At 75.4% G+C, this 19,273-nt stretch carries 17 protein-coding genes; 4 read left to right on the top strand and 13 right to left on the bottom strand.

The features are described from left to right. Positions 1 to 7: 7 nt before the first annotated feature. Positions 8 to 1,102, bottom strand: coding sequence for a hypothetical protein (locus ACMXGY_RS06035; protein ID WP_483775956.1), 1,095 nt, complete (start codon positions 1,100 to 1,102; stop codon positions 8 to 10). Continuing rightward, entirely contained in the window at positions 1,099 to 2,148 is a 1,050-nt protein-coding gene (gene tsaD / locus ACMXGY_RS06030; protein ID WP_483775955.1) for a tRNA (adenosine(37)-N6)-threonylcarbamoyltransferase complex transferase subunit TsaD, read from the bottom strand. The genes ACMXGY_RS06035 and tsaD overlap by 4 nt, the downstream gene beginning before the upstream one ends. Positions 2,149 to 2,277: 129 nt before the next feature. Here tsaD and ACMXGY_RS06025 point away from each other — a divergent pair, with 129 nt between their 5' ends. Next, a complete protein-coding gene (locus tag ACMXGY_RS06025) occupies positions 2,278 to 2,898 on the top strand; it encodes a malonic semialdehyde reductase (protein WP_483775954.1) in 621 nt (206 codons plus the stop codon). A 48-nt stretch (positions 2,899 to 2,946) separates the two neighbouring features. Here the strand turns inward: ACMXGY_RS06025 and ACMXGY_RS06020 are convergent, their stop codons facing one another. The 7 genes from ACMXGY_RS06020 to ACMXGY_RS05990 form a co-directional block, all read right to left on the bottom strand. After that, positions 2,947 to 3,774 (bottom strand): sulfurtransferase, encoded by an 828-nt coding sequence (locus ACMXGY_RS06020; protein WP_483776798.1) that lies wholly within the window; start codon positions 3,772 to 3,774, stop codon positions 2,947 to 2,949. A gap of 80 nt (positions 3,775 to 3,854) precedes the next feature. Then, the gene (rimI, locus tag ACMXGY_RS06015; RefSeq protein WP_483775953.1) at positions 3,855 to 4,436 is read right to left on the bottom strand and encodes a ribosomal protein S18-alanine N-acetyltransferase; all 582 of its coding nucleotides are present in this window, start codon (positions 4,434 to 4,436) and stop codon (positions 3,855 to 3,857) included. Further along, positions 4,433 to 5,170 (bottom strand): tRNA (adenosine(37)-N6)-threonylcarbamoyltransferase complex dimerization subunit type 1 TsaB, encoded by a 738-nt coding sequence (gene tsaB / locus ACMXGY_RS06010; RefSeq protein WP_483775952.1) that lies wholly within the window; start codon positions 5,168 to 5,170, stop codon positions 4,433 to 4,435. The genes rimI and tsaB overlap by 4 nt, the downstream gene beginning before the upstream one ends. 31 nt (positions 5,171 to 5,201) lie before the next feature. Then, positions 5,202 to 5,780: a tRNA (adenosine(37)-N6)-threonylcarbamoyltransferase complex ATPase subunit type 1 TsaE gene (gene tsaE, locus ACMXGY_RS06005; RefSeq protein ID WP_483775951.1), complete on the bottom strand. Its 579-nt coding sequence runs from the start codon at positions 5,778 to 5,780 to the stop codon at positions 5,202 to 5,204. Continuing rightward, on the bottom strand, positions 5,777 to 7,081 hold the full coding sequence (gene alr / locus ACMXGY_RS06000; protein WP_483775950.1) for an alanine racemase: 1,305 nt from the start codon (positions 7,079 to 7,081) through the stop codon (positions 5,777 to 5,779). Before alr ends, tsaE begins: the two co-directional genes overlap by 4 nt. A 14-nt stretch (positions 7,082 to 7,095) precedes the next feature. Further along, the gene (locus ACMXGY_RS05995; RefSeq protein ID WP_483775949.1) at positions 7,096 to 8,004 is read right to left on the bottom strand and encodes a pseudouridine synthase; all 909 of its coding nucleotides are present in this window, start codon (positions 8,002 to 8,004) and stop codon (positions 7,096 to 7,098) included. An 85-nt stretch (positions 8,005 to 8,089) separates the two neighbouring features. Continuing rightward, positions 8,090 to 9,793 carry an NAD(P)H-hydrate dehydratase gene (locus tag ACMXGY_RS05990; protein ID WP_483775948.1) on the bottom strand — a complete coding sequence of 568 codons (1,704 nt, stop codon included), beginning with the start codon at positions 9,791 to 9,793 and terminating at the stop codon, positions 8,090 to 8,092. 252 nt (positions 9,794 to 10,045) lie between these two features. On the opposite strand from ACMXGY_RS05990, the gene ACMXGY_RS05985 reads away from it, so the two are divergent. Next, on the top strand, positions 10,046 to 11,095 hold the full coding sequence (locus ACMXGY_RS05985; protein ID WP_483775947.1) for an LLM class F420-dependent oxidoreductase: 1,050 nt from the start codon (positions 10,046 to 10,048) through the stop codon (positions 11,093 to 11,095). A gap of 81 nt (positions 11,096 to 11,176) precedes the next feature. Here the strand turns inward: ACMXGY_RS05985 and ACMXGY_RS05980 are convergent, their stop codons facing one another. Together ACMXGY_RS05980 and glmS are read right to left on the bottom strand one after the other, a co-directional pair. Continuing rightward, positions 11,177 to 11,527, bottom strand: coding sequence for a holo-ACP synthase (locus tag ACMXGY_RS05980; RefSeq protein ID WP_483775946.1), 351 nt, complete (start codon positions 11,525 to 11,527; stop codon positions 11,177 to 11,179). Positions 11,528 to 11,558: 31 nt separating this feature from the next. Further along, positions 11,559 to 13,436 carry a glutamine--fructose-6-phosphate transaminase (isomerizing) gene (gene glmS / locus ACMXGY_RS05975; RefSeq protein WP_483775945.1) on the bottom strand — a complete coding sequence of 626 codons (1,878 nt, stop codon included), beginning with the start codon at positions 13,434 to 13,436 and terminating at the stop codon, positions 11,559 to 11,561. A gap of 159 nt (positions 13,437 to 13,595) precedes the next feature. On the opposite strand from glmS, the gene ACMXGY_RS05970 reads away from it, so the two are divergent. Next, entirely contained in the window at positions 13,596 to 14,501 is a 906-nt protein-coding gene (locus tag ACMXGY_RS05970; protein ID WP_483775944.1) for a DUF72 domain-containing protein, read from the top strand. Between the two features lie 104 nt (positions 14,502 to 14,605). After that, complete coding sequence (gene coaA, locus ACMXGY_RS05965; protein WP_483775943.1) at positions 14,606 to 15,595, top strand: type I pantothenate kinase; 990 nt, start codon at positions 14,606 to 14,608, stop codon at positions 15,593 to 15,595. Between the two features lie 27 nt (positions 15,596 to 15,622). Here the strand turns inward: coaA and ACMXGY_RS05960 are convergent, their stop codons facing one another. Together ACMXGY_RS05960 and hrpB are read right to left on the bottom strand one after the other, a co-directional pair. Next, a complete protein-coding gene (locus tag ACMXGY_RS05960) occupies positions 15,623 to 16,414 on the bottom strand; it encodes a DedA family protein (RefSeq protein WP_483775942.1) in 792 nt (263 codons plus the stop codon). A 290-nt stretch (positions 16,415 to 16,704) separates the two neighbouring features. Beyond that, a complete protein-coding gene (gene hrpB, locus ACMXGY_RS05955) occupies positions 16,705 to 19,272 on the bottom strand; it encodes an ATP-dependent helicase HrpB (RefSeq protein WP_483775941.1) in 2,568 nt (855 codons plus the stop codon). Position 19,273 lies beyond the last annotated feature (1 nt).

Here is a 19,273-nt window from a genome sequence, read left to right as displayed (position 1 = left end):
GGCGGGCTCAGTAGTCGCGCACGACGACGCCGAGCTCGGCCGCGCGGTCGGCGAGCCAGGTCTCCGACCAGTCGTCGATGTCGCACGGCGACGACGTCCGGTCCGCCGCCTCGGCGGAGTACCCGCCCCATGACAGGACGCGGCACGTCGCGTCGGTCTCGAGGGCGTGCGTCCACTCCTCGTCCTCGGCGAGGCCCGAGTCGACCGCCGACTGCATGAGGTCGAACTCGTGCCACCACTGGATCATGTGCGACAGCTCGTGGGCGAGCAGGACCTGCTTCGCCGCCGGATCGGCCTCGTCCGCCCACCACACGAACAGCACCTGCGGGTAGGAGGGGTGGAAGCAGCCCGCGTACCCGTCGTCGTACGAGCCGTGCTCCTCGACGTGCACCATGCCGCAGTTGAGCGTCGGGTCGTCCGTGAACACGACGCGGACCCCCTCGTTCGCGGGGTTGAGGGCGACGACCCAGTCGGTCGGGTCGGAATGATCGGGCAGGAACGGCGTCGTCTGCGTCGCGCCCGGCACGGGTTCCGGGACCGGCTCGGCGTACTCGCCCGAGCGCCAGCGCGCCTCCATCCCGCTCGTCGACGTCCCCGCGTCAGGGCTCGGGTCCTCCCACACGGTGGGTGGCGGGACGGCGCCGTCCTGCTCGGTCGGCAGCACGGTGCCCTCGTCGGACGCGTCGCGCACGTCGTTGACGAGGTACGCCGCGACGGCGACGACCAGCACGACGCCGAGCATCACGCCGCTACCCCGCCGCCTGCGGCGTCGGCGAGGCGGTCCCCACCCGACCGTCGCCGCCCCGTACGTCGGCGCGTTCGCACCAGGGGTGCCGTACGCCGGCGCGGTCAGCACGGGTGCCTGCACCGGTGCCGTGCCGTACTGCGGGACGGGAGCGGGCACGGGCTGCGGGACCGGGACGGGGCGCAGCGCCGCCGTCTGCCGCGCGACGAGCTCGCGGTGCTGCGCGTACCAGTACGCGGCCGCGCGCTCCGCCTCGGCCCGGTACGCACCGGTCGACGACGCCGCGGCCTGCCCCCAGGCATGGGCGCGGCGCAGCGCCTCCTCAGGCGTGAGACCCGGCTCGGGGTAGGCGCTCACACGTGGGTCACGGTCAGCGGCATGGACGAGTCGACGCCGATGTCGAGGCTCGACGGGGCGACCCCCGCCCGGACGACGGCGGACCCGAGCGCCGCGATCATCGCGCCGTTGTCGGTGCAGTAGCGGATCGGCGGGATGCGCAGCTCGATGCCCGCCTCGGCGCAGCGCTTCGCCGCCATGTCGCGCAGCTGGGAGTTGGCGCTGAACCCGCCGCCGACGACGAGCGTCGACACGCCGTGCCGCTGGCACGCCGCGATGGTCTTGGCCGTGAGGACGTCGGCGACGGACTCCGCGAAGGAGGCCGCGACGTCGTGCACCGGGATCTCCTCCCCCGCGTCCTGGCGCGCCTCGACCCACCGCGCGACGGCCGTCTTGAGACCCGAGAACGAGAAGTCGTACGCGTGCTTCTCCTGGTCCTTGCGGGCTGTGAGCCCGCGGGGGAAGCGGATCGCGGTCGGGTCGCCCTCGCGCGCGAGGCGGTCGATGTGCGGGCCGCCGGGGTACGGCAGCCCGAGCAGGCGCCCGACCTTGTCGAACGCCTCGCCCGCGGCGTCGTCGAGCGTCGAGCCGAGCTCGGTGACCGACGTCGCGACGTCGTCGACGAGCAGGAGCGAGCTGTGCCCGCCGGAGACGACGAGCGCCATGACCCGGTCGGGGAACGCACCGTGCACGAGCTCGTCCACGGCCGCGTGGCCGATGACGTGGTTGACGCCGTAGAGCGGCTTGCCGAGCGCGAGCGCGAGGGCCTTCGCCGCGGAGGCGCCGATCGTCAGAGGGCCGACGAGGCCCGGCCCGGCGGTCACCGCGATCGCGTCGATCTCGGACAGGTCGACGTCGGCCGTGCCGAGGGAGCGCTCGAGCGTGGGGATCATCGCCTCGAGGTGGGCGCGCGACGCGACCTCGGGGATGATGCCGCCGAAGCGGGCGTGCTCGTCCATCGAGCTCGCGACCGTGTCGACGAGGAGCTCGCGGCCACGGACCAGCGCGACGCCGGTCTCGTCGCAGGACGTCTCGATGCCGAGCACCAGGGGCTGGCCGGGACTCACTGACAGCTCACTGACACAGGGGGAACCATGGCGTCCAGGGTAGTCGCGCGCGAGGTCGGCGCGTGCGCTGTCGCGCACGTCACACCGTCTGCGCGGAAGACGATTGAGCATTCAACCGTTGACCGAGGCATGAGCACCGACACCCTCGCGTCCGCGAGCCTCCAGATCGACGACACCACGGCCGACCGCCTCTTCCGCGAGGCGCGCACCACGGCGCAGTTCACCGACGCCGAGGTGACCGACGAGCAGCTCGCCGCGGTCTACGACCTCGTCAAGTGGGGCCCGACGGCCATGAACACGGTCCCGCTGCGCATCCTCGCCGTGCGCACGCCCGAGGCCCGCGAGCGCCTCGTCGCGCACATGAACGACGGCAACAAGGAGCGCGTCGCGACCGCGCCGCTGTCGCTCGTCGTCGCGTACGACCCCGCGTTCCACGAGCACCTCGACACGCTCTTCCCGCACGTGCCCGGCATGCGCGAGAACCTCCACGGCGCACCCGACGTCCGTGACGGCATGGCGCGCGACAACGCGTACATCCAGGCGGGCTACCTCGTCGTCGGGCTGCGCGCCGCGGGCCTCGCCGCCGGCCCGATGAACGGCATGGACCGCGCCGGCGTCGACGCGGAGTTCTTCGCCGAGAACGGCTGGAAGTCCATGCTCGTCATCAACGTCGGTGTCGCCGACGGCGAGGGCACGCCCTACCCGCGCGCGCCGCGCCTCGCCCCCGAGCAGGCCATCACGACCGTCTGAGCCAGCACGTCGCCCCGAGGCGGCGCCCCGACGGGGGCGCCGCCTCCGTCACGTCGCGACGGGTCGCGCGCGGTCGTGGGACCACTGCGACCACGAGCCCGCGTAGAGCGCGGCGTCGATGCCGAGCGTCGCGAGCGCCGCGACCTCGTGCGCGGCCGTCACGCCCGACCCGCAGTACACGCCCACGGCGGGTCGCCCGTCAGGGTCCGCGACGCCCAGCCCGACGAACCGGGCGCGCAGCGCCGCGGCGTCGAGAAACGTCCCGTCCGGGGCGAGGTTGCCCGTCGTCGGGGCGCTCACCGCGCCCGGGACGTGGCCCGCCCGCGGGTCGACCGGCTCGACCTCCCCGCGGTAGCGCTCGGCGGCACGCGCGTCGAGGAGCACGCCCGTCGTCGCGAGGCGCGCAGCGCCGTCGGCGTCCAGGACCGGCATCCCGCCCGGCGCGACGACGAGGTCGCCCGGCTCGGGCCGCACCTCGCCCTCCTCGACCGTGTACCCCGCGGCCCGCCAGGCGGGCAGCCCGCCGTCGAGGATCCGGACGTCGTCGTGGCCCGCCCAGCGCAGCAGCCACCAGGCCCGCGCCGCGGACGTGCCGCCGACGGCGTCGTAGACGACGACACCCCGGTCGCCGCGCACGCCCCAGCGGCGGGCTGCGGCCTGGAGGTCGACGGGGTGGGGCAGCGGGTGGCGCCCGGCCGCGGGAGACGGCGGCGCCGCGAGCTCGCTCTCCAGGTCGACGTAGACCGCGCCGGGGACGTGCCCCGCGAGGTGCTGATCGCGCCCGTCGGTGACGCCGAGCGCCCACCGCACATCGAGCACGACGGGCGGGCGCTCGCCGGCGAGCGCGTCCGCGAGCCCCCGCGGGTCGACGATCACGCCGTCGCGCCGAGCGTCCTCGGGGGACGGGCGCCGGTCGTCGCGCCCGCGCTCCTGGTGCGTGACCTCGGAGTAGCCGGTCACGCGACGACACCGGGTTCGGGCGCGGTGCCGTACCCGGGCGCGTCGTCCGCGACGTCCTGCTCGGCCGTCGTGTCGGCGGGCACCTCGTCCTCGACGGGCCCGAGCTCGAGGCGCATCGTGTAGGCGTCCACGTCCTCGGGCTGGTAGTAGCGCTTGCGGATGCCGAGCTGCTCGAACCCGTGCTTCGCGTAGAGGGACAGCGCGCGGTCGTTGTCGACGCGCACCTCGAGCAGCACCGCGCTCGCGCCGAGCTCGCGCGAGCGGGCCACCAGCGCCTCGAGCAGCGTGGAGCCGACGCCCTGGTGCTGGAACGCCGGGTCGACGCCGATGGTCATGATCTGCGTGACGTCGCCGTCGAACCACAGGCCCGCGTAGCCCACCACGGGCTGCGGGCCGGCGGCGTAGAGCCGCACGGGCTCGGCGGCGACGTACCAGCGCCCGTACCCGGCAAGCTCGTCGGCGAGCATCCCGTACGTCCAGGCGCTGCGCCCGAACAGCTCGCGCTCGAGCTCGACGACGCGGTCGAGGTCCGCGGCCTTGAGCGGCCGCAGGCGGATCTCGTAGCGCCGCCCGCTCATCGCGCCCGCTCCGGCTCGGGAGCCGTGGCCGGCCCGCTGTCGCTGACGCGCTTGCGCGCGGCGGACTCGTGCACGTCGGGACGCCGCAGGTACAGCGGCTCGGTCGGCTGCGCGACCCCCGCGGCCTGTCGCGCGATCGCGAGCCGCGCCAGGACGGAGGCGTCGGGGACGAGCGGGGCGTCGTCGGCGGCGTCGAAGGCGTCGGGGTAGAGCTCGGCGCCCTCCCCCACGACCACCGCGCCCGTCGCGTGCTCCGCGACCGAGGCGGCCGGGCCGACGTCGGGCCCCGCGACGGTCTCGAGGACGGGCACGGCGTGCGGACCCTCGTGCGCGACGACGCGGTAGCGCGCCCAGTACACCTCGCGGCGGCGGGCGTCGGACGCGACGAGCAGCTCGTCGTCGGGCTCGAGCCCGAGGTCGCTCACGGCCTGCGCCGCGATCGCGTCGAGGCTCGGGACGCCGAGCACGGGGATGCCGAGCGCGAACCCGATCGCCCGCGCCGTGACCAGGCCGACGCGCAGGCCGGTGAACGGCGCCGGGCCGGTCCCGACCGCGACGGCCGTGAGGTCGCGGCGGTCGACGCCGGCCTCGGCGAGCGCCTCCTCGACGAGCGGGGCGAGCGCCTCGGCGTGCCGGCGACGCTCGGGCGCGTCGCGGCGGGCGAGACGAGCGCCGTCGTCGGAGACGACGGCGACGGTGACGGAGGCGGAGGTGTCGAGCGCGAGAACAGCCACGGCACCAGCGTACGGCGGCGAGGGCGGCGTCTCAGCGCGCGAGCGCGGCGACGTCGAGGTCCGCCCAGCGGGCGCCGAGCCCCCGCACCGTGACGCGCCGCTCGCCCGCCTCGGGGGCGTCGTCGTCCTCGTGCGGGCCCTCGCCGGCGCCGCGCGGGCGCTCGAGCACGATCTCCAGGCGGTCGCCCGCGAGCGCCTCGACGAGGCCGGAGCCCCACTCGACGACCGTCACGGAGTCCTCCAGGCTCGAGTCGAGGTCGAGCGCGTCGACCTCGTCGAGCGAGCCGAGCCGGTAGGCGTCCACGTGCACGAGCGCGGGGCCGCCGACGAGCGACGGGTGCTCGCGCGCGACGATGAACGTGGGCGACGCGACCTGCCCGCGCACGCCGAGCCCGGCGCCGATGCCCTGGGTGAGCGTCGTCTTCCCGGCGCCGAGGTCGCCCGTGAGGATGACGAGGTCGCCCGCGCGCAGCAGGCCTGCGAGCGCACGGCCGAACGCGCGCGTCGCGTCGGCGTCGGGGAGCACGACGACGCCGGTCGCACCGGTGATGGCGCTCTTCTCGTCCGCCGAGGTGGTCGAGGGTGTCGAGGGGTTCGGGTCGCCGCTCATCCGCGGGCCGTCCTTTCCGTGCGCTGGTGCTCGCCCAGGTCGTCCGCCAGGAGCGCCCGCGCGCCGTCGTCGAGCACGTGCGTCCCCACGTGCTCGCGCGGCACGCGCGCGCCGAGGCGCGTGGTGATCTCGTAGCTGATGGTCCCGGCGGCCTGCGCCCAGTCCTCGGCGGTGGGGACGCCGTCGTGCTCGACGCCCTCGCCCGCCCCGAAGAGCGTGACGACGTCGCCCGCGCGCTCGGCCGCGCCCGGGCCCAGGTCGAGCACGACCTGGTCCATGCACACCCGGCCGGCCACGCGCAGCACCCGCCCGCCGGGCTCGCCCGGGCGCGCGCCCACGAGCACGGGTCCGCCGGGGGCCTGCGCAGGACCGCCACCCGACGCGTGGCGCGGGATACCGTCGCCGTACCCGAGGGGGACGACGCCGAGCGTCGTGTCGCCCGGTGTCGTGTAGTGGTGGGAGTACGACACCCCGTGCCCGCCCGGGACCCGCTTGACCGACGCGAGCCGCGCCTCGAGCGTCATCGCGGGACGCAGGCCGAACCGCGACGGCGGACCGAGCTGCGGCACGGGCGTCATGCCGTAGACCGCGAGCCCCGGGCGCACGAGGTCGTAGTGGGTGCGCGGCGCGGTGAGCGTCGCCGGGGAGTTCGCGAGGTGACGCACCTCGGGCGCGAGCCCGGCACGCTCGGCGAGGCGCACGGCGTCGTCGAGCGCCTCCGCCTGCGCGACGACGCTCGGGTGGCCGGGCTCGTCGGCGAACGCGAGGTGGGACCACACGCCGACGACGCGCAGCACGCCGTCAGCCTGCGCGCGGGCCGCCGCGCGCAGGACGTCGGGCAGGTCCGCCGGGACGATCCCGTTGCGCCCGAGACCCGTGTCCACCTTGACGTGGACGCGGGCGACGCGCCCGGCCTCTCGGGCCGCGGCGACGACCTCGTCGAGCGCCCAGCCCGCGGCGACCGAGACGTCGACGTCGGCCTCGACGAGCTCGCGCAGCGGGGCACCTGGCGGGTAGAGCCACGTGAGGACCCGGGCGCGGTCGGGCCCGACCCCCGCGGCACGCAACGCGAGCGCCTCGCTCGGCTGAGCGGTGCCGAGCCACGTCGCGCCGCCCGCGAGCGCCGCGAGCGCGCTCGGGAGGAGGCCGTGACCGTACGCGTCGGCCTTGACCACGGCCATGACCTCAGCCGAGGGCGCGTGCACGGCCAGCGCGCGGACGTTGTCCCGGATCGCCGCCAGGTCGACGACTGCGCGCGCCGGGTAGGCGCCGGAGGAGGTCGTGCGCTGGGTGTCGCTCACGGTCGACGATTCTCTCACCACGCGTCGAGCACCCGGTCGGTCTCGAACCGGCGCTCGCGGCCCGTGACCGGGTCGTCGAAGACGAGCGACCGGGAGACGAGCTGGAGCGGCCGGGAGTAGTCGTCGTGCGCGACGTCGTAGGGCTCGGGGTAGAAGTTGTCGTTGACGATCGGTACGCCGAGGCGAGCCATGTGCAGCCGGAGCTGGTGCGTCTTGCCGCTGTGCGGCTCGAGGCGGTAGCGCGCGAGGCCGCGTGCGGCATCGGTCTCGACGACGTCGACCCGGCTCTCCGCGTTGGGCTCGCCGTCGACCTCCTCCGCGCGCATGATCCCGCGCCGCTTGAGGATCCGGCTGCGGACGGTGGTCGGCAGGTCGAGCGAGGGGTCGTACGGCGCGACGGCCTCGTAGGTCTTGCGGACCTCGCGGCGCGCGAACAGCTCCTGGTACGCGCCGCGCACCTGCGGTCGCAGCGTGAGGAGCAGGACGCCGGCGGTCACGCGGTCGAGGCGGTGGGCCGGGCTGAGCTCCGGGAGGTCGAGGTCGCGGCGCAGCCGGACGAGCACGGACCGCGCGACGTACGCCCCGCGCGGGATCGTCGCGAGGAAGTGCGGCTTGTCCACGACGAGGAGGTCACGGTCGCGGTGCAGCACGCGGACCTCGAACGGGACCTCGGGCTCGACGGGCGGGTCGCGGTAGAGGAACACGAACCCGCGCGGCTCGTACGGGGTGCGCGCGTCCACCGGCCGGCCGCGCCCGTCGACCACCTCGCCGGCGGCGACCTTCTCGGCCAGGCGGCCGGCGTCATGGGGGAAGCGGTGCAGCACGTAGTCGAGCGTGCGCGGGAACCGCGCGACGCTCTCGGCGTCGTGCGGCAGCACGAGGCGCGTCGGGTTGAGGCCGTCGCGCACGGGGAGGGGGACCACGCCCTCCACGGTACCGGCGCCCGTCCAGGACCTCGTCAGCACCCCATGACCTTCGGGCGCCACCTCGTGCCGGCACGTCGGGCGGTCAGCGCGCGGCGAGCAGCTCCGCGACGACGGCGGGTACCGCGCCCGCGACGTCGAGCGCAGCGACCGGTCCCCCGGGGTTCGCGCGCTCGGCCGCGAGGCCGTGCACGACGGCGGCCGTCGCCGCGAGCTCCGCGGCGAGCCCCGGCTCGCGCACGGCCCGCTCGGCCTGCGCCGCGAGGACGGTGCCGAGGACCCCCGCGAGCACGTCCCCGGCTCCCGCGGTCGCGAGCCACCCGGGCGCGTCCGCCTGCGACCACGCGCCCTCCGGCCCGACGACGACGGTCGCGGATCCTTTGAGCAGCACCGTCGCCCCGGTCGCGGCGTGGGCGCGCCGCGCCCAGCGCAGCGGCTCGGCCTCGACCTCGGCGCGCGTCACGTCGTCGCCGCGCGCACGCAGGAGCGTCGCGAGCTCGCCCGCGTGCGGCGTCAGGACGACCGACGGCGGGCACCGGTCCGGCAGGAGCGACAGCGCCCCGGCGTCGACCACCGCCGGCACGCGCTCCCCCACGACGTCCGCGGACAGCTCGCCCGTCGCGGCCGCGAGCGCGTACCGGACGCGCTCGTGCTGACCGCCGTCGTCGACGGGGTCGTCGTCCGGTCCGGGCACGGCCGGCACGCCGGGGCCCAGGACCCAGGCCTGCACCCGGCCCGCGGCGGGGACCACCTCGGGGCGGGCCTCGAGGACCGCGCGCGTGACGTCGTCGGGCCCGCGGTAGCGCACCATCCCGGCACCGGTCCGGACGGCCGCGCTCGCGACGAGGACGGCAGCCCCCGGGAACGCGGGCGTGCCCGCGACGACCCCGACGACTCCGCGCGTGTACTTGTGGTCGGTCGCTCCGGGCACCGACCACCGCGCTGCCACGTCAGCCGGCTCGAGCCGCCGCACGACGGGTGTCCCCTCGCCGTCGCTCCGCGGGTCGCCCGCACCCGACCTGCCGGCGCCCGAGGCCCCGCCGAGCCGCAGGCCGATGTCGACGACCGCGCCGTGGCCCGCGAGGTGCGTCGCGGGCGGGAGCAGGAGGCCGGGCTTGGCCGCGCCGAACGTCACCGTCCGGTCGGCGCGCAGGACGGGGCCGGGGACGGTCCCGTCGTCGACTCCGATGCCGCTCGGCGCGTCGACCGCGACGACCCACGGCCGGCCGCGGCCCTCGCGACGCGCGTCGAACGCGAGGTCCAGGCGCCGCACCAGGTCCGCCGCGACGCCGCGCAGCGCGCCTCGGGCGCCGATGCCGAGGAGCCCGTCGAGCACGACGTCGGCCCGCACCGCCTGGGCGGCGACCCGGTCGGCGACGTGCGGGTCGAGGTGCTCGTGCGGCCGGTCCGGACGCGACGCGTCGTCGGGGCTGCCGACGAGCACCTCGACGGCTCCGCCGGCCGCCTGCAGCGCGGCGAGGCCACCGGGGTGCGCGTGCTCCCCCGCGAGCACGGCGAGCACGTCGACGCCCCGGCGCGCGAGGTACGCGCCCGCGTGGAGCGTGTCCCCGCCGTTGTTGCCCGACCCCACGAGCAGCACCGCCCGGGCCCCCACGACCCGCCCGTCCCGGCGACCGCCGTCGGGCAGGGCCACCGACCGCAACCGGGCGAGGTCGCGCGCCACGATCGTCGCGAGCGCGAACGACGCCCGCTCCATGAGCGGCTCCCCCGCCGCGAGCAACGGCTCCTCGGCAGCACGCACGTCGGCCACGGACCAGGCTTCGATCATGCCCCCATCCTGCCGACCCGCGGCAGCGTCCGCCCGCTCGCTCGCCGACGAGCACGGGCGCGACACGGTCGCGTGACCTCGGTCCACCTGCCGGCCCGGTCGAGAAGGCGAGCCGACGACGGTGGGTGGGGCGGGTGCGCCGGATCGTGGTGGGTCTGGCGCACCCGCCCCACCCACCACCCAGGGCGACCACCTGGCGATACCCAGGGATACCGAGGTGGCGGACACACCGAGGCGACATAGGGTGCGGCCATGCGATTCGGACTCTTCATCCCCCAGGGCTGGCGCTACGACCTCGTCGACGTCGCGCCCGAGGACCACTGGCCGACGATGCTCTCCCTCGTGCAGCACGCCGACGCCGCGACGGCGGGCGACGCGTCGCAGGGCGGCGGGTTCGCGTGGGACGGCGTGTGGGTCTACGACCACTTCCACACCACCCCGACCCCGAGCACCGAGGCGACGCACGAGGCGTGGACGCTCATGGCGGCGTTCGCCGCGGCGTCGCAGCGCGTGCGGCTGGGCCAGATGTGCACGTGCATGGCGTACCGGGAGCCGACGTACCTGGCGAAGGTCGCGGCGACGATCGACCACGTCTCGGGCGGACGTCTGGAGATGGGCATCGGCGCCGGGTGGTACGAGCACGAGTGGCGCGCGTACGGGTACGGCTTCCCGAGCGCAGGCGAGCGCCTGCGCGCGCTCGACGAGGGGGTCCAGATCATGGCGCGCATGTGGCGCACCGGGTCGTCGGGCACGTTCGAGGGCGAGCGGTACCAGGTGGACGGCGCGCTGTGCTACCCGCAGCCGCTCCAGCGCATCGCGGTCGACGACGAGGGCGCCGTGCCGAGCATCCCGCTGTGGATCGCGGGCGGTGGGGAGAAGAAGACGCTCCGCATCGCCGCGCAGCACGCGCAGTACACGAACTTCGACGGCTCGCCGGAGGGGTTCGCGCACAAGTCGGCGGTGCTCGAGGAGCACTGCCGCGACCTCGGCCGGGACTTCGGCGAGATCACGCGGTCGGCCAACTACAACGTCGTCATCGGCGAGACGGAGCGCGACGTCGCGGACCGGCTCGCGCGGATCGAGGAGCACGCGCGCCGGTACTTCCCGGAGAAGGCGGCCGACAACGTCGCGTCGTGGCGCAGCGGCCCCCTGGTGGGCACCCCGGAACAGATCGTCGAGACGCTGACCGGGCTGCGCGAGCAGGGCCTCGGCTACGCGATCGGCTACTTCCCGTTCGCCGCGACCGACCGCGACCAGCTCGAGCTCTTCCGGCGCGAGGTGATCCCCGCCCTCCAGGGCTGACCAAGTCGTCGTGGGTTTGAAGAGGGCCTGGTTCTCGCTCGAGAACCAGGCCCTTTTCATGCCCGCAGCGCGCGCCTGTCATCAGCCCTCGGCGACGACCATGGCCGAGGCGATGCCGGCGTCGTGAGAGATGCTGAGGTGCCACCGGGTGATCCCGAGCGCGTCCGCCCGCGCCGCGACGGTGCCGACGATCTCGACCTCCGGCGGTCCGCCGACGACCCGGTGCACCGTGGCGTCGTGCCACCGCATCCCGCCGGGGGCCCCGAGCGCCTTGGCGATCGCCTCCTTCGCGGCGAACCGCGCGGCGAGCGAGGACGGCGGCAGGTCGCGCTCGACCTCCGTGAAGAGCTTCTCCCGGAGCCGGGGCGTGCGCTCGATCGTCTCCATGAACCGCGCGACGTCCACGACGTCGATCCCCACGCCGATGATCATGCGCCCACCCTACGGCCGCGTACCGAGGGGACTACTCGACCGTGACCGACTTCGCGAGGTTGCGCGGCTGGTCGACGTCGAGGCCCTTCGCGGTCGCGAGCGCCATCGCGAAGATCTGCAGCGGCACGACGGCCAGCAGCGGCGACAGCAGCGTGGGCGACTCCGGGATCCAGAAGATCTCGTCCGCGTACGGCCGCACCGCGTCGTCCCCGTCCTCGGCGATGACGAGCGTCCTCGCTCCACGGGCCCGGATCTCCTGGATGTTCGAGATGACCTTCGAGTGCAGGCCCTCGCGGCCCTTCGGCGACGGCACGACGACGAAGACCGGCTGGCCCTCGTCGATGAGGGCGATCGGCCCGTGCTTGAGCTCGCCGGCCGCGAAGCCCTCGGCGTGGATGTAGGCGAGCTCCTTGAGCTTGAGCGCACCCTCGAGCGCGACGGGGAACCCGACGTGCCTGCCCAGGAACAGCACGGACGACGCGTCCTTCATGGAGCGTGCGGTCGCCCGCACGTACTCGCCACGCTCGATGACCGTCTGGATCTTGCGCGGCATGTCGCGCAGGTCGTCGAGGATCGCGGAGATCTCGTCGGGGAACTTGTTGCCGCGCAGCTGCGCCAGGTAGAGCCCGAGCAGGTACGCCGCCGTGATCTGCGAGAGGAACGCCTTGGTGGACGCGACCGCGATCTCCGGCCCGGCGTGCGTGTAGAGCACGGCGTCGGACTCGCGCGGGATGGTCGACCCGTGCGTGTTGACGATGGAGATGACCTTTGCGCCCTGCTCGCGCGCGTGGCGCACGGCCATGAGCGTGTCCATCGTCTCGCCCGACTGCGTGACGGCGACGACGAGCGTCTTCTCGTCCACGATCGGGTCGCGGTAGCGGAACTCGTGCGCGAGCTCGACCTCGACGGGGATGCGGCACCAGTGCTCGATCGCGTACTTCGCGACGTGCCCGGAGTACGCGGCCGTCCCGCACGCGACGACGATGATCTTGTCGACCGCGCGCAGCACGGCCTCGTCGATGCGCAGGTCGTCGAGCACGAGCTTGCCCGACGGGTCGGTCCGCCCCAGCAGCGTGTCGCCGACGGCGTGCGGCTGGTCGTGGATCTCCTTGTCCATGAAGGACGCGAAGCCGCCCTTCTCGGCCGCCGCAGCGTCCCAGTCGACCGTGTACCGCTTGGCCTCGGCCGGCTTGCCGTCGAAGTCGGTCACCTCGACCGACGTCGGTGTGATCGTGACGATCTGGTCCTGGCCGAGCTCGAGCGCCTCCTTGGTGTGGGAGATGAACGCCGCGACGTCGGAGCCCAGGAAGTTCTCGCCCTCGCCGAGCCCGACGACGAGCGGCGAGTCGTGCCGCGCGCCCACGACGGTGTCGGGCGAGTCGGCGTGCACGGCGAGGAGCGTGAACGTGCCCTCGAGCCGGCGCGCGACCTGCCCCATGGCGAGCGTGAGGTCCTTCGTCTCGCGGTAGGCGCGCGCGAGGAGCTGCGCCGCCACCTCGGTGTCGGTCTCGGACAGGAACCGCACGCCCTCGGCGACGAGCTCCGCCTTGAGGCTCGCGAAGTTCTCGACGATCCCGTTGTGGATCACCGCGAGCCGGTCGTCGTCCGCGAGGTGCGGGTGGGCGTTGGTGTCGGTGGGGCCGCCGTGCGTCGCCCAGCGCGTGTGCCCGATCGACGCCGTCGCCGCAGGCAGCGGGTGGAGGCCGATCTCCTCGACGAGGTTCGCGAGCTTGCCCGACTTCTTCGCGAACGCGACGGCGTCGACCCCGGGCGCGACGAGCGCGACACCGGCCGAGTCGTAGCCGCGGTACTCGAGCCGGCCGAGTCCTTCGAGGGCGACGTCGAGGGGTCGCCCCGAGGCCTCTCCCACCATGGTTCCAGGGCCCACGTAGCCCACGATTCCGCACATGGTCGTCGAGTCTATCCGTGGGTGCCGACCGTTCCGGAGCGGCGAGATCTCGCGGTTTTTCGTGAGGCCTGCTGACTAACTCGTCGTCGCGCGTGCGAGCCGCACGGCGGTGAGGCTGAGTTCGTGTCCGCGTCCGTCGCCGAGTCCACGTCTCGGTCTATGCCCACCGTCCGCATCGGCCTCTCCGGGTGGCGCTACGCCGACTGGCGCGGTCCGTTCTACCCGGCCGGCCTGCCGCAGCGTCGCGAGCTCGAGCACGTCGCCTCCCAGTTCCCCGCGGTCGAGCTCAACGGCTCGTTCTACTCGCTGCAGCGACCGTCCTCGTTCGTCGCCTGGCGCGAGCAGACGCCGACCGGGTTCACGTTCGCGGTGAAGGGCCCGCGGTTCGTCACGCACATGAAGCGCCTGCGTGACGTGCGCACGCCGCTCGCCAACTTCTTCGCGAGCGGGGTCCTCGCGCTGGGCGACCGGCTCGGGCCCGTCCTGTGGCAGCTGCCCGCGCGCACGACGTTCGACGCGCCGACGGTGCGCGGCTTCCTCGAGCTGCTCCCCCGGTCGACGGCCGACGCCGCGCGGCTGGCCGGCGAGCACGACGACCGTCTGCGAGCCGAGCCGTGGACGACCACCGAGGCCGACCGGCCGCTCGTCCACGTCCTCGAGCCGCGTCATCCGTCCTTCGCCGATCCCGCGGCGCTGGACCTGCTGCGCGACCACGGCGTCGCGTTCGCGATCTCGGACGGCGCCGGTCAGTGGCCGCTCATGGAGGAGGTGACGAACCGGCTCGTCTACGTGCGGCTCCACGGGGACGAAGCCCTCTACACGAGCGCCTACCGCCCGCACGTCCTCGACGAGTGGGCCGAGCGGGTCCGTGCGTGGCACGCCGACGGACACGACGTCGAGGTGTACCTCGACAACGACACGCACGCCCACGCCCCGGTCGACGCCCGGGCGCTCATGGAGCGCCTGCCGGGCGTCGCCCTCCCGGGCCCCGGCGCCCCGCCCGTGCCACGCGGGCCACGCGGACCGCGCGGACCGCGCGGACGGCGCCGACCGCGCGCGGCCTGAGGGACGCCCTCGGACGCACCCATCGAGGGTGCGTACGGGCGCGGACCGGGGCACCGGACGGCGTCGTGCACGAGAGGTCGCGCACATCCGGCAGAATCGGACGAGTGTCCTCCCCCGCACACGACCCGTCCGACCTCCTGCCCGCCCGGCTGGCGGCGCCGTCGGCGTCGCCCTACGTCGACCTCGACCGGGCGGCCTGGAGCCGGCTGTCGGAGTCGACGCCGCTGCCCCTGACCGGGGACGACGTCACCCGGCTGCGCGGGCTCGGCGACCCGATCGACCTTGCCGAGGTGGACGCCGTCTACCGCCCCCTCTCGCGCCTGCTCAACCTCTACGTCACCGCGACGTCGGGCCTGCACGAGGCCACCTCGACGTTCCTGCGCGAGGACACGGGCAACACGCCGTACGTCATCGGCGTCGCCGGCTCCGTCGCGGTCGGGAAGTCGACGACGGCACGCGTCCTGCGGGAGATGCTCGCGCGCTGGCCGGAGACGCCGCGCGTCGAGCTCATCACCACCGACGGGTTCCTCTACCCGAACGCCGAGCTCGCGCATCGCGGCCTCATGGAGCGCAAGGGGTTCCCCGAGTCGTACGACCGGCGCGCCCTCATCCGGTTCCTGTCCAAGGTCAAGGCCGGGCACGCCGAGGTGCGCGCCCCGGTGTACGACCACCTCACCTACGACATCGTCCCCGGTGCCGAGGCGGTCGTGCGCAAGCCCGACGTCCTCGTCGTCGAAGGGCTCAACGTGCTGCAGCCGGCGCGGCCGAGCGCGCACGACGAGTCCACGGTCGCCGTCTCGGACTTCTTCGACTTCTCGATCTTCGTCGACGCGCGCACGCGCAACATCCGCCAGTGGTACGTCGACCGCTTCCTCGCGCTGCGCCGTACCGCGTTCGCGCGGCCCGAGTCCTACTTCCGGCGGTACGCGGACCTCACGGACGAGCAGGCGGTCGAGCGTGCGCGGTCCATCTGGGACTCGATCAACGCCCCGAACCTCGAGCAGAACATCCTGCCCACCCGCGGTCGGGCGACGCTCGTGCTCACCAAGGGCTCGGACCACTCGGTCCAGCGGGTGCGTCTGCGCAAGCTCTGACGCCGTCCGGCAGGCGGCGCGGGCGGCTCAGGGCGCCGAGGCGCCGGTCCCGGGAGGGGTCGTCGTCGTGTCCGACGGCGGCGCTGCCTCGTCGGGCACCGTCACCCCGTGCGACCGGTCGCCGTCGGGCACGACCGGCTCGCCGGTGGGTGCGGGCGACAGCGCGTCCGTGGACGGGGTGGCGTCGGCGGGCAGCTCGCCGCGGCGGCGGGCCCGGACCATGAGGACCCGGTCGATGACGAACCCCGCGGCGATGCCGAGGACGACTCCGAACACCATGGCGAGCAGGGGCTCGTGCCCCAGCCACTGCGCCGCGACGAGCCCGATGAGCACCGAGTACAGCGCCCAGGTCACGGCCGCGATGCCGGAGAACGCCATGAACCGGCGGCGCGGGTACCCGACGGCGCCCGCCGTCATGTTGACCGCCACCCGACCGATGGGGATGTACCGCGCGGCGAGGATGAACGACGCGCCTCGGTGCGCCAGCGCGCGCTCCGCCCACGCGACGGCCCTGCGGCCGCGCGGCGTACGCAGGATCCGCACGCGGTCCGTGCCGATCGCGCGGCCGATCGAGAACGCGATCTGGTCCCCGGTCCACGCCCCGGCCGCAGCGATGAGCAGCACGAGCAGAAGGTTCGGCTCCCCGGTGGCGTGCGCGGACACGGCGAGCGTGATGACGACGGACTCGCTCGGGATCGGCGGGAAGAAGCCGTCGATCGTCGCGAACGCGTAGAGCGCCGGGTAGATCCAGCCGGACGCGGCGAGGGCGAGAATCCAGGTCTCCAGATTCTCCAGGAAGGTCGAGACGGCCTCGGTCAAGGGTTCCTCGTTCGTCGGCTGGCGGGGAGGCCAGGCTGGCGGCGGCGGCAGGTCGGGCGTCCCGCGCCACGGTCAAGCCTACGGAGCACGGAGCCGAGGACCATCAGGGAATCCCCCGGTTTCACCCTGAGGGTTCCCGTCCGACCGGACGGCGCCCGCGCACGAGTCTGGTCTGCGCGCACGTGTCGCGTCGTCATCCCGACGAGGGACATCGCTCCGCCGCGCAGTACGTCGGGAGGACCAGGCGCCTCGCCCACCGCGGCCGTCCGCGACCCGATGGTCGCTCTCGCTCAGCCCTCGCGACGGCGTGGGCGCGGCGTCCCGCGCAACGGTTCGGCCGCGCCCGGGTCCTGCGGCCACGCGTGCTTGGGGTAGCGGCCGCGCAGCTCCGCGCGCACCTGCGGGTAGCCCTGCACCCAGAACGAGGCGAGGTCCGCCGTGACCGCCGCCGGTCGGCCCGCCGGGGAGAGCAGGTGCAGCAGCACGGGGACGCGCCCGCCCGCGAGGCGCGGTGTGCTCGCCCAGCCGAACGTCTCCTGGAGACGGACCGCGAGCACCGGCTGGTCGTCCGCGTAGCTCACCGCCACGCGGGACCCGCTCGGGACCTCGAGCCGCTCGGGCGCGAGCTCCTCGAGCCGAGCCGCCTCGGGCCACGGCAGGAGCCGGCGCAGCGCGCCGGCGAGGTCCACACCCTTGCCCCGCGCGACGGCGGCCAGGTCGGGCCCCAGCCAGGCGTCGAGACCGTCCAGGAGGGCGTCGTCACCGACGTCGGGCCACGGGTCGCCCAGCGCGTGGTGCAGGAACCGCAGTCGGTCCCGCAGCCGGACGGCGCCGTCGGACCACGCGAGGCTCCCGAGACCGTCCCGGCGCAGCCCGTCGCGCACCGTCGCGAGGGCCAGGTCAGCAGGCGGGTCCCGCCACGGGTCGCGAGCGAGCTCGATCGCCCCGAGGGAGGTGACCCGGGCCGCACGTACGCGTCCGCCGGACCACTCGGCGACGCCGGTCGTCCGCAGCTCGGCCGCCGCGGCTGCCAGCGCGGTCCCCTCGTCGACGGGCGCCGCGGACCGCACCACGGCGTCGGCGCGGCCCGCCGCACGGTCCACGTCCGCGACCGCGAGCCACGGCGCGCCCTGCAGCGGGGAACCCGGTGGGAGCCGCGCGCCCGCCCCCGAGACCAGGAGGTAGGTCTCGCCGCCGGGCCGCAGGCGAGCCAGCCGGTCCGGGTGGGCGAGCGCGACGACGTGCCCGACGGCGGCGTCGTCGCCCGGGCGGTCCGGCGCGGTCGCGCGCGTGACCCGACTCCCGACGTCGGACTCCTCGCCCCCGTCGGGCCCGTCCGTCCCGGCGGCGCGCGCGACGCGCTCGAGCCGGTCCCGCTGCGCGGCCCAGGGACCGGCGCCCGGGCCCCCACGGCGCAGCGCGCGCAGCGCCGCCGGCAGGTCGGCGCCCGGTACACGCACGTCCTCCGACAGGAGCGCGACGACCTCCGCCGCGCGCCGCGCGCCGACCTCGGGGACGGCGTCGAGCAGCGCGCGGGCGCGACGCGGGTCGGCGGGCACTGCCGCGATGCGGCGGCCGAGCGGCGTCACCCCGTCGGGTCCGACGGCTCCGAGACCGTGCAGGACCTCGCGCGCCGCGGCGAAGGCTGCCGAGGGCGGCGGGTCCAGGAGCGCGAGCCCGGCGCCGTCGGGGCTCCCCCAGCACGCGAGCTCGAGGGCGAACCCCGTGAGGTCCGCGGTGCGGATCTCGGGCTCCGCGTGCCGCGCGAGGCGCGCGTGGTCGCCCTCCGACCAGCACCTGTAGACCGCACCCGGTCCCTCGCGGCCCGCACGCCCGGCGCGCTGCTCGGCACCCGCGCGGCTGACCGCCACGGTCACGAGGCCTGGCAGACCCCGCCGCACGTCGGTGCGCGGCTCGCGCGCCAGCCCGGCGTCGACGACGACGCGCACGCCCGGCACCGTGAGCGACGACTCGGCGACCGCCGTCGAGACCACCACCCGGCGCCGTGGGCCGGCCTCGAGCGCACGGTCCTGCTCGCGCGGGGGCAGACGGCCGTGGAGCGGCCGCACGTCGACGTCCGCCAGTCCCGCCAGCCCTCTCGAGACCGCGTCCACCTCGCGGGCCCCGGGGACGAACACGAGGACGTCGCCCACGCGCTCGACCAGCGCCCGGCGCACGGTCGCGACGACGTGGTCGAGCAGCGCGTGCGACGTGCCCCGGGCGTCGGTGCGGGGGCCGCGCCCGGGGCACCAGACGACGTCGACCGGGTGCAGCCCCCCGTCGACCTGCACCACGGGAACCGGCCTCCCGCCGCCCGCCGTGTCTCCGCCGAGCGCCGCCGCGGTGCGTTCCGCCTCGACCGTCGCGGACATCGCGACGAGCGCGAGGTCGTCACGCAGGTTCTCGCGCACGTCGGCGAGCAGCGCGAGCGCGAGGTCGTCCTCCAGGTGGCGCTCGTGGACCTCGTCGAGGACGACGCCCGCCACGCCCGGCAGCTCGGGGTCACGCTGGAGCCTGCGCACGAGCGTGCCGGTCGTGACGACCTCGACCCGCGTGCGACGCGAGGTCCGCGACTCGCCCCGCACCGTGTAGCCGACCGTGCCCCCGAGCTCCTCGCCGAGCAGGGACGCGAGCCGCCGTGCTGCCGCCCGCGCCGCGAGCCGTCGCGGCTGGGTCACGACGACGCGACCGCCCAGGGCGTCGGCCACGGCCGGCGGGACGAGCGTGGTCTTGCCGGTGCCGGGCGGCGCCTGCACGACGACGGCGCCGGCCGCGCGCACGGCGCCGACCACCTCGGCCAGGTGGCGGCCCACCGGCAGGTCGGGCGGCTCGGCGAGGAGCCGGGCGAGAGGGTCCACC

The organism is Cellulosimicrobium sp. G4 BAM 1002, assembly GCF_057126935.1.
This window is presented reverse-complemented; position numbering and strand designations above follow the sequence as displayed.

Bases quoted from the DNA above. Each gene is read 5' to 3' on its own strand.
- tsaE (WP_483775951.1), bottom strand. From the start codon at position 5,780: ATGAGCGGCGACCCGAACCCCTCGACACCCTCGACCACCTCGGCGGAC.
- glmS (WP_483775945.1), bottom strand. From the start codon at position 13,436: ATGTGCGGAATCGTGGGCTACGTGGGCCCTGGAACCATGGTGGGAGAG.
- ACMXGY_RS05990 (WP_483775948.1), bottom strand. From the start codon at position 9,793: ATGATCGAAGCCTGGTCCGTGGCCGACGTGCGTGCTGCCGAGGAGCCG.
- ACMXGY_RS05970 (WP_483775944.1), top strand. From the start codon at position 13,596: ATGCCCACCGTCCGCATCGGCCTCTCCGGGTGGCGCTACGCCGACTGG.
- ACMXGY_RS05980 (WP_483775946.1), bottom strand. From the start codon at position 11,527: ATGATCATCGGCGTGGGGATCGACGTCGTGGACGTCGCGCGGTTCATG.
- ACMXGY_RS06025 (WP_483775954.1), top strand. From the start codon at position 2,278: ATGAGCACCGACACCCTCGCGTCCGCGAGCCTCCAGATCGACGACACC.
- rimI (WP_483775953.1), bottom strand. From the start codon at position 4,436: ATGAGCGGGCGGCGCTACGAGATCCGCCTGCGGCCGCTCAAGGCCGCG.
- ACMXGY_RS05985 (WP_483775947.1), top strand. From the start codon at position 10,046: ATGCGATTCGGACTCTTCATCCCCCAGGGCTGGCGCTACGACCTCGTC.